At 53.4% G+C, this 15,375-nt stretch carries 12 protein-coding genes and 1 pseudogene; 2 read left to right on the top strand and 11 right to left on the bottom strand.

Annotated features, from left to right (window positions below; genetic code table 11):
* Window positions 1-54: 54 nt before the first annotated feature.
* The 3 genes from BUB68_RS00400 to BUB68_RS00390 all read right to left on the bottom strand — a co-directional run bounded on the left by BUB68_RS00400 (window position 55) and on the right by BUB68_RS00390 (window position 6,757).
* A complete protein-coding gene (locus BUB68_RS00400; protein WP_073087860.1) occupies window positions 55-2,034 on the bottom strand; it encodes a methyl-accepting chemotaxis protein in 1,980 nt (659 codons plus the stop codon).
* Window positions 2,035-2,302: 268 nt separating this feature from the next.
* On the bottom strand, window positions 2,303-3,637 hold the full coding sequence (locus BUB68_RS00395) for an MATE family efflux transporter (protein WP_073087859.1): 1,335 nt from the start codon (window positions 3,635-3,637) through the stop codon (window positions 2,303-2,305).
* 9 nt (window positions 3,638-3,646) lie between these two features.
* A complete protein-coding gene (locus tag BUB68_RS00390; RefSeq protein ID WP_073087858.1) occupies window positions 3,647-6,757 on the bottom strand; it encodes a non-ribosomal peptide synthetase in 3,111 nt (1,036 codons plus the stop codon).
* Window positions 6,758-7,234: 477 nt separating this feature from the next.
* Between BUB68_RS00390 and BUB68_RS00385 the strand changes: the two are divergent.
* Window positions 7,235-8,047 (top strand): annotated as a pseudogene (locus BUB68_RS00385) (transposase); the annotation flags it as partial.
* 162 nt (window positions 8,048-8,209) lie between these two features.
* Here BUB68_RS00385 and hpf read toward each other — a convergent pair.
* From hpf to BUB68_RS00365, 4 genes are all read right to left on the bottom strand, one after another.
* Window positions 8,210-8,752 carry a ribosome hibernation-promoting factor, HPF/YfiA family gene (gene hpf, locus BUB68_RS00380; RefSeq protein ID WP_073087856.1) on the bottom strand — a complete coding sequence of 181 codons (543 nt, stop codon included), beginning with the start codon at window positions 8,750-8,752 and terminating at the stop codon, window positions 8,210-8,212.
* Between the two features lie 166 nt (window positions 8,753-8,918).
* Window positions 8,919-9,119 carry a cold shock domain-containing protein gene (locus BUB68_RS00375; RefSeq protein WP_014425364.1) on the bottom strand — a complete coding sequence of 67 codons (201 nt, stop codon included), beginning with the start codon at window positions 9,117-9,119 and terminating at the stop codon, window positions 8,919-8,921.
* Between the two features lie 181 nt (window positions 9,120-9,300).
* Window positions 9,301-10,020, bottom strand: coding sequence for an amino acid ABC transporter ATP-binding protein (locus tag BUB68_RS00370; protein WP_073087855.1), 720 nt, complete (start codon window positions 10,018-10,020; stop codon window positions 9,301-9,303).
* On the bottom strand, window positions 10,007-10,672 hold the full coding sequence (locus BUB68_RS00365) for an amino acid ABC transporter permease (RefSeq protein WP_073087854.1): 666 nt from the start codon (window positions 10,670-10,672) through the stop codon (window positions 10,007-10,009). Before BUB68_RS00365 ends, BUB68_RS00370 begins: the two co-directional genes overlap by 14 nt.
* A 148-nt stretch (window positions 10,673-10,820) precedes the next feature.
* Here BUB68_RS00365 and BUB68_RS15380 point away from each other — a divergent pair, with 148 nt between their 5' ends.
* Entirely contained in the window at window positions 10,821-11,015 is a 195-nt protein-coding gene (locus BUB68_RS15380; protein WP_218587666.1) for a hypothetical protein, read from the top strand.
* A gap of 116 nt (window positions 11,016-11,131) precedes the next feature.
* Here BUB68_RS15380 and BUB68_RS00360 read toward each other — a convergent pair whose 3' ends face one another.
* From BUB68_RS00360 to fliB, 4 genes are all read right to left on the bottom strand, one after another.
* Window positions 11,132-11,917: a basic amino acid ABC transporter substrate-binding protein gene (locus BUB68_RS00360; protein WP_073087853.1), complete on the bottom strand. Its 786-nt coding sequence runs from the start codon at window positions 11,915-11,917 to the stop codon at window positions 11,132-11,134.
* A gap of 129 nt (window positions 11,918-12,046) precedes the next feature.
* The gene (locus tag BUB68_RS00355) at window positions 12,047-12,337 is read right to left on the bottom strand and encodes a zinc-ribbon domain containing protein (protein WP_014425369.1); all 291 of its coding nucleotides are present in this window, start codon (window positions 12,335-12,337) and stop codon (window positions 12,047-12,049) included.
* Window positions 12,338-12,482: 145 nt separating this feature from the next.
* Window positions 12,483-14,201 carry an O-linked N-acetylglucosamine transferase, SPINDLY family protein gene (locus BUB68_RS00350; protein ID WP_073087852.1) on the bottom strand — a complete coding sequence of 573 codons (1,719 nt, stop codon included), beginning with the start codon at window positions 14,199-14,201 and terminating at the stop codon, window positions 12,483-12,485.
* Between the two features lie 90 nt (window positions 14,202-14,291).
* A complete protein-coding gene (gene fliB / locus BUB68_RS00345; protein ID WP_073087851.1) occupies window positions 14,292-15,374 on the bottom strand; it encodes a flagellin lysine-N-methylase in 1,083 nt (360 codons plus the stop codon).
* Window position 15,375 lies beyond the last annotated feature (1 nt).

Here is a 15,375-nt window from a genome sequence, read left to right as displayed (position 1 = left end):
CAACTTTATTATGCATCCCTGCCGATATGATTCGATTCGCGGAACAGGACTTGTTTATACGCTGAATCTGGACACGGCTTCCTGCATCTTCCCAGCCATATTGGCCAAGGCCTGTGAAGCGGCGGCGATTTCTTCATTGGAAGCGGACTGTTCTTCCGTTGCCGAAGAAATGGTCTGCATGCTGTCCGCAGTTTTCTGCGTTATGCTGTCGATAGCCTCCACTGCCGTCACAATCTGTTCAGCACCTGTAGAAACCTGAGAAACAGCATTGCTGATTTCCCCAATCTGGGTATTGATATCGTCCACCTTGCTCATGATATCTTCAAATTGTTCCCCTACATCCCGGATAGCCTTGGTTCCCAGGGTAACTTCCTGCGTGCCGCTCTGCATGGAATCCACCGCCCGGGCAGTCTCATTCTGGATGGAGGCAATGCGCTCCTTGATCTGCTCTGCCGATTCCTGGGATTCAGCCGCCAATTTACGGACTTCCTCTGCTACTACCGCAAACCCCCGGCCCTGTTCACCGGCACGGGCTGCCTCGATGGCGGCATTGAGGGACAGCAGGTTGGTCTGCTGGGCAATGGAGGAAATCGCCTCCACGATCTGCCCAATCTGCTGGGAACTCTCCCCTAAGGTCTTCACGACTTCCGAAGACGAAAGCACGCTCTGCTCGATGGCTCCCATCTTGCTGATGGCCTCTTCCATCAGCCCGGCGCCCTTCTTTGCCGCTTCCGCCGTCTGTTGGGAAGCCGTGGTGATATGCCGGGCTTTGGTTGCCACATTGGCAATATCATTATAGACACCGCCCACGCTGCTCTTGGCATGTTCGATATCGCCCAACTGCTGAGCCACATTGCCGCTGACTTCGCCCACAGTTTCCGCCACATGCACAGCTGCCTCTGCCGACTGCTGGGTATTGGCAGTAAGTTCTTCCGAAGATGCTGCCACCTGTTCCGAGGTCGTAGCCATCTGGCGGATCAGGTTGCTCAGGTTCTCACTCATGGTATTGAAAGCCTGCGTAAGAGAGCCGATCTCATCCCGGGACGTAACGGGCAGTTTCTCCTGACGCAGATTCCCCTTGGCCATCTCCCGGGCATTACCTTCCAATGCCACAATCGGATTGGTAATGTCCGCAGCCACTTTGAAACATACGCCCAACACCAGGATCAGACCGACTACCGTCAGGATACCATATCCGATCTTCAAAGTCGTCACAGACGAGAATACATAATCATAAGGCACACTCATAGCGAAAATCCAGCCAGTGCTGGGAACGATCGTATAACCGCAGATCATCTTGCCATCACGTGGACTATCAAAGACGAATACGCCCTTGCCCTTTTGCTGCATTTCATCGAAATGACTGCCTACACCAGGCAGATCCTGAAATTTGGAACCAATCTGTTCATCTGTTCCAATCCCCAGGACCACGCCATTCTTATCGGCTACAGCAGCCATACCTGCTTCACCATGGTATTTCAGCTTATCCACCTGTGCATCCACAACGGCCATGTCAATATCCGTACAGATGGCACCATAGAATTGACCATCCTTCTTGAACGGTGCCACTGCTGACACGACCATCTTGCCCGTATTCTTGTCCACATAAGGATCCGTGAAGCTCATCTTGCCAGCCTTCTTGGCATCATTATACCAGGGGCGCGTACGGGGGTCTAAAGTTCCTGTGCTCTTGTTCTGCGTACGATAAGAAGCGAAATAACCATCTTCCATGCCGACATTCAGATCCAGGATTTCCCCATCCGAAGCACCAATAGCCAGAGAGGCAATGCTTTTGAGCCGGGTTTCATCACCATTGAACTCCGTCATCAGATCAGCTGCATGCTGCGCGGACGCCCCCTTAGCCTGCAGCCAGCCGTCCATCTGGGATGCTGCATCACCCATAGTTGCAGTAAGCTCCTGCTCCACGGCCTGTTCCAGATTCTTATCCGCCGTGTAAAAACCGATAATGGATACCACTGCCATCAGCAAACCAACCATACCGGCCAGGACGGAAAACTTCTGCCTGATCCCCATACCTACCATCCTCTCTTTAGTATTTTACATTTCCTTAAATCCATAAATCTCCGTGTGTTGTTACTTCTACATCAAAACAGCAAATCCTTTAAAAGATGAAAATTTTCTAAAAACGATTTATTCATACAATAGACGCGATTGATTCCTTCGCAATACTATTGAAGCAGACAAAACCTTTCCCCATCAATCCATTTGCAACGGATATGATCCTGCCCGGACATAAAAAAGGGGCTGTTGCACGTAATCAACGTGCAGCAGCTCCTTTTTCTCACCCCTCCCCGCAATACTCCCTGCGGCAGGCGTAGAGCAGCGCAGCGGCCAGCAGGGCTGACACCAGTTCGGCGGTGGCCTGGGCCAGCCATAGGCCGGCGGTGCCCAGGAGCATGGGCAGCAGGAAAATGGCGGCGGTCTGCACCAGGAAGGTGCGGGCAAAGGCGATGAGGGCCGAAATCTTGCCGTTGTTCAGGCCGGTGAAATAGGCGGAAGCGTAGATATTGAACCCCTGCAGGATAAAGGCCAGGGCATAAATCTGCAGGGCCTCCTCTGCCATGGCGCAAACCTCCGCATCATAGCCCACATAGAGGCCGGCAATGACAGACGCGGAAAACCGTGCCAGGACAAACATCAGCAAGCCGAAACCCAAATTCAGCATAATGCCCTTTTTCAGCAGGCTTTTCAGCTCCGTGAAGTTGGCCGCGCCGAAATGGTAGCCCACGATGGAATTGGCCTGCAAGGCCAGGCCGCAGAAGACCGCGGTGAAGAAGCCCTCCACAAAGATGACCACCCCGAAGGCCGCCACCCCGTTTTCCCCCGCCAGCCTCAGGAGCTGGTAATTGTAGAAGACGAAAATCAGGGAGGTGGACATATCTTCCACCATTTCCGACAGGCCATTGTAACAGGCTCCCAGCAGGGGCTTGATTTCCATGCCGCAGCTAACGAAGCGCAGGGAGCTGCTGTTGGGCCGGGCAAAGTAGCACATGGGCACCAGGCCGTTCAGGCAGGCGCCGATGCCGGTGGCGATGGCCGCCCCCACCATGCCTCCCTCCAGCACCACGATGAAGAGGTAGTCAAAGATGATGTTGCTGAGCATATTGGCCACGGAAAGGTAGAGGCCAAACTGGGGTCTTTCGGCGGTAATCAGCAGGCTCTGGAAGGCATAGCCCACAATCATCACCGGCAGGAAGAGGAAGAGGGTGCGGCCATAGGGCAGGCCGTACTCCATGATTTCCGGCGTGGCTCCTATCAGAGCGCCTATTTCCGGCAGGAAGAGACAGCCCAGCAGGGCCATGACCGCCCCTGTCATCAGGGCGAACTTGACTATCATGGTGAAGAAGCGGTTGGCCCCCTCCTCATCCCCCTTGCCCTGCTGGGCGGCGATGAGGGCGCTGCCCCCGGTGCCAAACATATAGCCCACCACCGACAGCATCAGCTGAAAGGGATAGATGACATTGACGGCGGCAAAAGCCGTCTTGCCTATAAAATTGGACACGAAATAACCGTCAATCACATCATAGGTGATGGCGATAACCACTGTGCCGATGGTAGGGGCGGCGAACAGCAGAAGCCTCTTGCAGGTGAAATGGTCAGATAGCTTGATTTCCATAAATACTCCTCAGCCATGCACAATCTCGATGAACTTTTCCATATACAGGTTGTGGAAGGCCACGATTTTTTCCGTAGTGAAGATATTGCCCGCCCACTCAAACTCTGACTCAAAGCAGCCGGAGTTGTTGTCGTTCTCCAAAAACTCCAGCTCCAGCCTGGCCCCGGGGGCACAGTACTGATTGTCCAGAGGCAGGTAGAAGGGTTTTAGCTCTGCCAGATCATCGGCATTGATATTCAACTGGTAGTTCACCTCCATGGGGTCATCCAAAAAGGGCCTGTCCTTGGCTACGAAGTAGTCGTAGCTGGAATGGGCAATGCCCTCGGTGACCTGGCGCTTCACCTCCGCCAGCAGTTCCCCGGTATCCTTTGCCTTCTCCATATCCACCCCCACGGGCAGGTTCTTAATCAGCATACCCACGGAATTGGCGGCATAGCTGCCCAGACGGTTGTTGAAAATCCAGTTGGACATAATGTACCTGCGGCCGGTGAACTCATGTAGGGCCTGCAGGGCGGCGCCGATGGCCATGACGCTGCGGGAGGCATGCCAGCGCTCCTCGGCCTCCACCAGATCCTCCTCATCAAAGGGCAGCTGCACCCGGCGCTGCCGTGCCTCCAGCTTCAGGGACTCCCTCTGGTCAGGCTCCGGAATGCTGCACCAGTCAAAGCCTCCGTAGGCCTTGAGGAAATATTCCTTGTCCTCCTCATACTGGGGGGAGTTGCAGAGCTTTTCCTCGGCGGCCAGATAGGCACAGTAGTAGTCACGGGGCAGGCTCTCTCCCCGATAGGCCCTGGTGATATCCGCCAGCACCAGCCCCAGGGAAGAGCCGTCCATGGCCAGATGGTGCACGTCAAAGAACATATAGGTGTACTTGGGGGAGCGGAAGAGGCGCAACCGCAGCAGGGGCGCATTGAAGAGCTCAAAGGGTTGCACCAGCCCCCGGGCCAGCCTGATGATTTCCAAATCGCTCATGTATTCGTACTGCACTTCGGAAAGGATGTCAGGAGTATAGGTCTGCACCAGCTCATTGTCATCGTTGAAGCCGATGGTCATGGCTAGGGCCGGATGATTGCCTATGGCCTCATTCACCGCCTGGCGCAGTCTTTCGGGGTCAGTTTCCTTGGGAAAGCGGAAGAGGTAGGACATATTGTTGAACATGGTGGACTTGACCTTGGCAAACTGGTTGTCCAGCATTTCCACCTGCATGGGGGACAGCCGGTGAGGCCTGAGTCTCTCCCGGTCATCGATTTCCTCCAGAGACTCTGCCTCCCCCCGCTCCTCCAGCAGGGCCGCCAGCCGCTCCACAGTACGCAGGGAAAACACGTCTGCGCTGGAGATGCCCTTCTGGCTGAGCCGGGAAACCAGCAGCATGGCCGAAAGGGAATCTCCCCCCAGTTGGAAGAAATCATCCTCACAGCCCACAGAGCCCTCCTCCAGGCGCAGCACCTGGGCAAAGGCGGCACTGATATATCTTTCGTTGTCATTGCGGGGAGCCACATAGGCCGTCCTGGCCTGCACCGGCTCCACGGAAGGCAGCTCTTTCCTGTCAATCTTGCCATTGACGGTCTGGGGCATCTGCTCCAGCCGCAGCAGGGCGGCAGGCAGCATGTACTCCGGCAGCCGTTCCTTCATGAAGGCCAGCAGAGCCTCCTGGCTGATTTCTTCCGTTGAAGTATAGTACCCCGCCAGGTAATCGGACATGCCCGCCCTCTGCAGTACCTTCACGGCGCAGGTATCCACCTGGGGATATTCCGCCATCACCTTCTCGATCTCGTCCAGCTCGATGCGGAAGCCACGCAGTTTCACCTGATTGTCAATGCGGCCATGAATGCGGATGGTGCCCGCCTCCGTCCAGGAAGCCAGGTCCCCGCTGTGATAGGCCCGGAGCCCCTCCAAAGTGAAAAAGGCCTTGGCTGTCTTGTCCGGCAGGTTGATATAGCCCCGCCCCACGCAGTCCCCGCAGATAATCAGCTCTCCCTTTTCACCGATGGGCAGGAAGTCTCCCTGGGGGCTCATGACATAGAACTTCGTATTCACGATGGGGCCGCCTACCACGATTTCCCCTTCCGACTCCATCAGGGACGCGGCGCAGCCCATGGTGCATTCCGTGGGGCCGTAGACGTTCAGGATCACGCTGTCGGGCCGCAGCTCCCGCAGCTTGCCAAAGAGCCCGGCAGGAAAAGCCTCGGCCCCGATATCATAGAAATCCACCCCTTGCAAGGCTTCCCTGCATTCGGGAATATTCAGCACGCTGAGCAGGAAAGTGGGAGTGCAGGTGAGGCCATTGACCTGATGCTCCTGCATGGCGGCAGACAGCAGGAAGGGGTCCTGTATCTCCGCCTCAGTGGCCAGGCAGACGGTACAGCCATTGCTCAGGGGCACGAATTCCTCCACCACGGAAACGTCAAAGGAAAAAGCCGCCATGGCCAGGGCAATGCGCCCGGGCCGGGCATAGTGCATGATTTCGATGGATTTTTCATCCCGCTGCACATAATTGGCCAGGTTCCCCTGCTCAATCATGACACCCTTGGGCTTGCCGGTGGAGCCGGAGGTATAGATGACATAGGCCAGGTCCTCCCGGCCTATCTCCACCTGCCCGGGATAGCTGTCGTCGCCAGCTGCCAGCAGCTCCTCCACCGCCAGGATTTCATAATCCCCCGCCAGTCCCGGCCGGGCATCCTTGAGGGCCCGGGAAGTAAGCAGCAGGGAGGCCCCTGCATCCTGCAGGCAATATTTGATGCGCTCATCAGGATAGGAGGTCACGAAAGGCAGGAAAGCCGCCCCCGCCTTCAGGATGCCCTGCTCTGCCACATAGGCCAGCTCCGTGCGCTCCAAAGCCACCCCCACGATCATGTCCCGGCAGGCCTTAGCCCCGCCCCGGCCCAGCCTTTCCAGCAGGAAATTGGCCAGAATATTTGACCTGCGGTCCAGCTCCCCATAGGTCAGCCTGCGCCCCGCCGCAATAACCGCCACCTGGTCAGGATGCGCTTCCGCCTGGCGGTGGATCTGCAGAGACACGGGCACAAAGGGAAAGCTGCTGGCTGTATCGTTGAATCTTTCCTGGGCCGCCAAAGCCGCAGAAGCGGCAGGCCCCATCTTTTCCAAGGTGCTTTTTGCCATAAAGAATTATCCTCCGTCTATATGCGTACCTTCTTACTTCGAATAATTCACCAAAGGGGGGGCTTTTTCCTGCCTACAGGACAGCCTTTCCCTCCTGCCTGACATCCCCGAAAAAATCCCCCCTCTGGCAACGAACTTACCATCAACACGCCCTAATTTCATAACTAAAAAAGGGGCTGTTGCACGTAATCAACGTGCAGCAGCTCCTTTTCGCATGCAAAAAAACAATCCCGGGGCTTGAATGCCTCGGGATTAAGTGTAGAATTTAGGTATGCACAAACTAAATTCACAGAAAGATTATACGTCTTTCGGAGGGAGTTATCAAGTATCCCTTCCTTTTAATCTTGAATTTCAGATTGGCAAAGATGACCCCGTCCGCCTGCTTCGCTACTGTATTGGAGGTATGGATATAACATCACTGGAGAAGACCTATCAACGAATAGATCGTAATCTGGCGACGCCAAGACAGATACTGATGCCACTTTCATGCGCATGAAGGAAGATGCCATGAAAAACGGTCAGCTCAAGCCGGCCTACAACATCCAGTGCGGCACAGATTCTGAATTCATAACATGGGCAACAGTCGGACCACAGCCGACAGACACCACCACGCTCATTCCTTTCCTGCAGGACATGGAAGAGCATATCCACCGCCTTTACCTCAACGTGGTTGCCGATGCCGGATATGAGAGCGAAGAGAATTACCTTTACCTTGAAACGAATGGGCAGCGTTCCTTCATCAAGCCCAACAACTATGAGAAGTGCAAGACCAGAAAATGGCAGAAAGACATCGGCCGCAAAGAGAACATGGCCTATCTGGCAGACGAGGATGTGTACCTCTGTGCCCAGGGAAGGAAACTGACTGCTACAAATGAATTCATCCGCAAAAGCAGGACAGGCTTCCAAAGCAGGGTGACCCGGTACAGCTGCGAGGATTGCAGCAGCTGCCCATTGAAAATCCATGAAAACCATTGCAAAACGCCGCTGGAAGAGAGAACCAAACACTTCGAGGTTTCCAAAAGGTTCCTGCGCCAACGTCAAGAAGATCTTGAACGCATAAGCTCAAAAGAGGGAATCCAGCTGCGGGTAAACCGGAGCATCCAGGCAGAAGGAGCCTTTGCAATGATGAAGGCCGACATGACCTTCCGCAGGTTTCTTAGCCGTGGCACAGGAAATGTACTGGTTGAGACAATGCTTCTGGCAATAGCTTACAATATGCAAAAGCTGCACTGCAAAATTCAGTCAGGCAGATTTGACCAGCATCTTTTCCCTGTGGATAACGTTGCCTGAGCAAAATTAAAGAGCACAAGAAATGACGATTTTTAGACCGTCTGGTATCTTGTGCTCTTTTTTTGACCCAATTTTTGGTTTTAATGTATTTGAAGAACTGTAAACGAAAAAGTGGACTGTGCATAAGTGCTAACGCACTCATGCAACAGCCCCTTTGCTTATTCAATTACCGGACTCAATCAACCCGTAATTCCCATCGGTACGTTTATATACAACCTGCACATCCTCAGTCTCCGAATTGCGGAAGACGAAGAAGTTGTGATTCAGGAGGTTCATCTGCATGATAGCTTCCTGCACATCCATGGGCTTGACCACGAATTTCTTGGTCTTGACTACCTGATATTCCTCATCATCGGCAGGGCCTTCCACCGCAGGAGTCTTCAGTGCCTCAGCCTTGAAACCGCCACCGCGGAAACGACGGGCCAGTTTCGTTTTCTGTTTATGGATCTGGCGTTCCAGTTTCTCTACCACTAAGTCAATCGACGTGTACATATCCATCGTGGCCTCTTCACCGCGCAGCAGAATGCCATTCTGCACGGGAACCGTAACCTCCACGATGTGACGTCCTTTGGACACGGTAAGAAGGACAGTAATCTCACCAACCTTTTCAAAATACTTGGTGACCTTGCCCACGCGCTTCTCCACGTACTCACGCAGGGAAGGAGTGATCTCGATGTTCTTGCCTCTTACAGTGAATGTTGCCATATGACACATCCCCTTTCTTATGCTGCCACAGACTTATTTTGCTGTGGTAAAAAATAGCAACTTAGGTTGTTTATATTTTTAGTATTCGCCGCCCAACACAAAAACCCTTCTTTTTTTTATAAAAAAAGCCTCCCTATAAGGGAGGCTATATGCACGATAATAAAAATTATGCCGTTTTCACTACGTTGGAAGCCTGCGGGCCGCGGGCACCTTCCACGATTTCGAATTCAACTTCCTGACCTTCGTTCAGGGTCTTGAAACCTTCGTCATTGATTGCGGAAAAATGTACGAATACATCGTCCCCATCCTCGCGGGCAATGAAGCCATAACCTTTTTCAGCGCTGAACCATTTAACTTTACCGACCATTGAGATTCCTCCTGTTGCTAAAAACATGCCGCGTAAAATTTCCTCGCGGCCTATTAACAATTATAATTGTTACTTATTGAATTGTCAATGTTTTCTTATACATGTATACAAATGTACACAATCGCTCCTGCTGCATCTGCCCCTTCCGAAGCTGCGCATCACCTCCCCCGAAGGGGAGGCTTTACAGGACCTTCGAGAGGAAATTCCTGGTGCGCTCCTGCTGGGGATGCTCGAAGAGTTCCTCCGGCGTTCCCTGTTCCAGGATGCCGCCACCATCAATGAAGAGCACCCGGTCAGCGACTTCGCGGGCAAAGCCCATCTCGTGGGTGACAATCGCCATGGTCATGCCCTCTTTCGCCAGCGAACGCATGACATCGAGGACTTCGCCGACCATCTCCGGGTCCAGTGCTGAAGTCGGTTCGTCAAACAGCATGACCTTCGGTTCCATAGCCAGGGCCCGGGCGATAGCCACACGCTGCTGCTGGCCGCCGGACAACTGGCTGGGATAGCTGCCGGCCTTATCCGCCAGGCCAACCCTTGCCAAAAGCTCCTCCGCTTTCTTCTTGGCCGCTTCCTTGTCAGCTTTCTTGACCTTCAGCGGGGCCAACATGATGTTTTCGAGAACCGTCATGTGCGGGAACAGGTTGAAGCGCTGGAACACCATGCCTACTTCTTCACGCACCTTGTTGATATTGGCCTCGCCATCCAGTGGCGTACCCGCCACCGTGACCTTGCCGCTGGTGGGTTCCTCCAGATAGTTCATGCACCGCAGCAGCGTGCTCTTGCCGGAACCGGACGGGCCAATCAATGCCACGACTTCCTGCGGTTTGATATGGAGATTGACACCTTTGAGGACTTCCACCTTCCCAAAGGATTTATGTAAATTTTCAATGACGATCATCTTTTGCAAACCTCCACTCCAAGAATGCCACAAAGCGGGAAATGGTCAAAGTCATAATGAGATAGATAATGGCCACGCAGGTCCAGATTTCCACCGACGCATAGGTCTTGGCGATAATCAGCTGCCCCCGGCGGGTGAGTTCCTCAAAGCCGATAACGGATACCAGCGAAGAATCCTTGAGCAAAGCGATGAACTCATTGCCCAGCTGAGGAATGACCCGCTTGAAGGCCTGCGGTACCACGATATAGCGCATGGTCTGTACCCAGGTCATGCCCAGCGAACGTCCCGCCTCCATCTGCCCCTTGTCGATGGACTGGATGCCGGAACGGAAGATTTCCGCCACATAGGCACCAGAGTTCAAACCGCAGGCACTGATAGCCGCCACATAGGGATCGCTGCGCTGGCCGGTCAGAAGCGGCAGGGCAAAGTAGACGAGGAAAATCTGAATCAAAAGCGGTGTCCCGCGGAAGAAATCCACATACACTGCGGCAATCCAGCGGAAAATCCGGATGCGGCCAATCCGAGCAATGCCCATGAACAGACCAATGATGATACCCACAGCCACGGACAATGCCGTGATCTTGATGGTAATCCCTGCCCCCAACAGGAGCAAGGGGAACGACTGCACAACCAAGTCAAAATTAAAATCCATATCTCTCACCCTGCTTATATTTATTCATCAAACATGTATAATTATAGAATAATCCATTAAAAGTGTCAACCTGTAAAATAAATTGCAGTTTGTCGTTTAGTTCGTGCTGAAACTATCCCGTTCATACGCAACAGGGGTTCACGGGGGAGTGCTTTTTCACCGACGGAACGACTGCCTGAACGAAGTGAAGGCTGGCCCGCAAACAGCATTTGCTGGAAGCTTCGTTGATTGGAGCGCCGTTGGCCTGCCCGGCGCAGGTAGCTGGAAGATTCGTACTTCTGCTGGCGGGTCATTTAGTGGAGCGGCGAAAAAGTATTCCCACCGCCGCCCCACTGCTCTGTAACAAATTGCGTTCCAGCTCGCACCAACAAACTACAATCTATAATAAAAGCCCGCTGAAACTTCCATCAGCGGACTTTTGGCTTTCAGGGTTATCTCACAGTCCCTGATCATTTTTATTTATTTCTTTTCGCCGAACCATTTTGCGAAGATCTTGTCGTATTCGCCATTTTCCTTGAGTTTCTTGAGTGCGGCATTGACTTCCTTCTGCAGCTCAGCATTATCCTTGTTGATGGCAATGCCGTAATCCTCAGCCGTCAGTTTCTCTTCCAGCGTCTTCACGCCCTGAGCAGCATTCTTCGTGATGAAGTAGTCATTGACCGGACGGTCGTTTACTACTGCATCAACGCCTTTGGCCTTGAGTTCCATGAAGCAGTCAGCCGGCGTGTTGAGTTCCTTGACCTCTACACCGTCGAGCTTCTTGACCTCTGCAGCACTGGTGGTGCCAATCTGCACAGCCACTTTCTTGCCCTTGAGGTCAGCGAACGTCTTGATGGCCTGTTCATCTTCACGCACGACCATGGTCAGGCCAGACTGATAATACGGCTCAGAGAACAGCACGTTCTGCTTGCGATCGTCATTGATGGTCATACCGGAAATGACTACATCCACACTCTTGCCCTGCAGAGCCGGAATCAAGCCATCAAAGCCAAGATTCTGGATTTCCACCTCGCGGCCCATTTCCTTGCCGATAGCGCGGATCAGGTCCATATCAAAGCCCTGATATTCCTTCTGACCTTCATCCTGGAATTCAAAGGGCGGGAAGTCGATAGAAGAACCGACCTTCAAGACTTTCGCCTGCTTATCTCCGGCAGGAGCTGCACCATTGTCGCTGCCACAGCCAGCCATGGCAAACACGGCAAAAGCACCTGCTGCCAGGAGGGATAAAACTTTTTTCATCTTCATAAGAATAACCCCACTCTCAAATAAAATTTACAACGATACAAAAATGGAGTTTGAGCGTTTCGCTCAAACTCCACTCGTCACGCACAATGTAATTATACCACGTTGCTAAATTTACGCAAGGTATAAAAATTACATTGCTTCGCCTCTTTTTTTGTTAAAGCAGTCACGGCAGTAAACCGGACGGTCGTTCTTCGGTTCAAACGGAACTTCCGTTTCCTTGCCGCATTCAGCGCAAGTCACCTTGAACATCTGGCGTGCTTCGCCACCATCACGGCTGCGACGGCGCTTGTCACGGCAGTCGCGGCAACGTGCCGGCTCGTTCTCAAAGCCCTTCTCAGCGTAGAATTCCTGTTCGCCAGCAGTGAACGTGAATTCCTTCCCACACTCTTTGCATACCAAAGTCTTGTCTTCAAAAGCCATACGATAATCCCCTTACCTAAAAAAAGAAAAATAATATTTAGATGTCCCTGTATCCCTGAGTCCCCTAGTTTTGTAGATTACGCCAAGAAAAAGAACGTCCATGCATATTATTATATATTGTTTTAGACGAAAAAGCAAGTGTTTTTTATATTGTGCAAAAATTTTGCCATATCCCACAATATCCACGTTCCAATTCAGCCATATACCCTTTCACATCCATAATCGGCGATTTGAGCATATTGGCGCGCAGCCCCGAATGATAGGCACCGATAAGTTCCGGACTGTTGCCTAGCTGCACCGCCCGGCGCACATAGTTGATGTCGTTCTCCACCACCAGTTCCCTGACACCAGCATTCACGAGAATGGATGCGCCGAAGCGGGAACCGTGCCGCCGCCCGCGGATACTCACCACAGGAACCCCCATGAAGAGTGCCTCACAGGTGGTCAACCCGCCATTGTAGGGCATGGTGTCGAGGGCGATGTCGATATCCCGGTACTGCTCCATATAATCGGGGCTATAAGGGCGCATCTCAACCTTGGACAAATCAAAGCTCAAGCGCTTGAGACGATCGCGCAAAATGGCACGGCCTGAATCAATGCTGCACAATTTTCCCTTGAGCACCAGCTTGGAGCTGCGTACCTGGTCGAGAATCCCCCGCCATAGGAGCAAAGTCTCATCGGTGACTTTCGCCAGATTATTGAAGGAGCCAAAGGTCACATAGCCATTCTTGAGACAGGGCGCTTCCGTTCCGGCAGCGGGAATCTCCCGCACAGCTCCCGGCACATAGCAGAGATGGGAATGCGGCAGGCGCAGGATTTTTTCCGTAAATCCCTGTTCTGCTGTATCTCCCACAGGCAGGCAGACCTCATCCGACAGGAAATAATCTACCGTCGAAAGCCCCGTGGTATTCATATAGCCAATCCCCGCTACCTGTACGGGTGCCGGCCGCAGGGCCATGATGGGCATGGCATTGTTCTGGCTGTGTCCGGAAAGGTCCACGAGGATATCAATCTGATCTTCAGCGATAAGCCGCGCCGCCGTCCGCGGGCTGCGTCCCCGCAAATCCCGCCAAACCACCGGTGATGCCATGAGCCGCTTGGTCACTTCGTCTCTCTGCCCCAGCGAATAGACATAAACAGAAAAGTGGCTGCTATCAAAATTCTTCAGGAGCGGTGCGACGAAATTCGCCACGGCATGCTGCCGGAAATCCGGTGAGATATAACCGATACGCAGCTTCTTGTCCGGCAGCTTCCTGACATGTTCATGCAGATAGGGCGTGACATTCAGCAGTGGTTCATATTTAGCCGCTAGATCCCGGCCTTCCAAAGAACCCAGTTCCCGATAGTTGCGCATGAAGAGGAACTTGCTGTAAGCAGATGCTTTTTCTTCATCGCTTTCCGCATGCTTGCTATACGCCAGCATCATTTCCGCCGCCTTGTCCGGCTGCGCTCCCAGATAATAGCCATCGGCCAGCCAGGCCCGCGCCTTTTGCAGCAGATACGCCACGATCTTATAATACGGCTCATCGGGAGTCAGCGCCCAAAGCTTGCGTTCGAGCTCCTGAATCAAGCGGGCCAGTTCCGGAATCTGCTCATCCAGACGGAATTCCGCCGCCGCCAGTCCTGCCGCCACCAGCCGCCCCCGCAGATGATGCGGTTTCTTGCGCAGGATTTCATCCAGCAGAGCACGGGCTTCTTCATTGTCCCCCGTATAAAGTGCGGCTTCTGCCATCACCGCCGCTCCATCCATGCTATCGGCATCGATTTCCCAAAGTTCCCGTGCACAAGCCCGCATCCCCTTCAGGTCGCCATCACTGGCAAACTTGTCGGCTAAATTCAGCCAATTTAACGTATCATGCTCCATAAACAGACTAACTCCCAAAAGATCTATATTCCCCAAAATTCTACTGTTCCCCTGCTGGGGCAGATAAGGCAGTTGTCCCCGCCTTTTTTGTTACGGCCGCAGGAGTTCCATCAGTACCTCCCGGGCAGCCGTATAATGATTCAACCGGGAAGCCAGCCATTGCGCCGTTTTCTGAATCAGGCGCGGCACCGTTTCCTGCTCCCCGTCATGTTCCAGTTCCAACAACAGCAGGAACTGCCATATTTCCCATTGTACCACAAAATACAAGCCATTATAAGCAAAAGTGCCCAAAACCGCACAAGGATACAGTTCCTTGAACCACTCATTGACCAGATAATTCTCCAGCATATAGCCATAAGGTTGTAAAATCTTCTGCTGCAGCAATTCGTCCACCGCCCCCTGTGCCAGATGCTGTGCGGACAACTTTTCTGCCTGCAGCAGATAAACTGCTGTCTGCCTGGTATCATCCTCGATCCCGGCCACAAAGTCCTGAAAGAACCGACACGTCTGCGCCAGCGGCCACGGCTGCCAAACCGCTTCCTCTGTATCCCGCCCCCAGGGCAGGTCTGTATCAGCCTGAGCCAGCAGCCGCAATAGCTCCTGCAGCCGCTCCGGCAGAGAAAGCTGCCGCTTCTGCAATATCTCCATGCCCTTCAGCTGCCAGTCGAAAAAAGCCAGCTGCCTCAAGGCCTCTGCATCCCCTGCAGGCAGGAAATAATCCTGCCGGTCAGAGATCAACTGCCGCTGTACCAAAGCCAGCGGTTCCGGAGATGACAGTATCAATTCCGCCGCCACAGGACAGGTCACGCACAGAGCCCGCTCCACCACCTGCTGCGGAAAAAGCCGCGTCTTGCGGGGATATTCAGCGCAGACATCGGTGAGCATTCCCGCCCCATATTTCTTCTGCAAACCGCAGAGTCCGTCTGTCCGCAAAAAAACGCAGTGGTCATCCTCATGACGGAAGCCAAATCCCTGAGCTTCCTCAAGATAAACGAGCCCCGCCCGCAGCCTTTCCCCCTCGTCCCCCGGCAGGGAACGATAACGGGAAAGCGCCTTCTCATCCAATATCTGCTGCCAGCCATAGCAGCAAAGAGAACCGCACTTGCTGCCATCGCAGGTGAACTTTTCCAGATACGAAGGCTCTATACAGGTGAATTCTGCCTGCCTGCTCATA

The organism is Pseudoselenomonas ruminantium, from assembly GCF_900142515.1.
In the GTDB taxonomy this organism is placed as follows: domain Bacteria; phylum Bacillota; class Negativicutes; order Selenomonadales; family Selenomonadaceae; genus Selenomonas_A; species Selenomonas_A ruminantium_D.
Note: the sequence above shows the minus strand (reverse complement) of the source record. Positions and strands in the feature narration are given on the sequence as shown.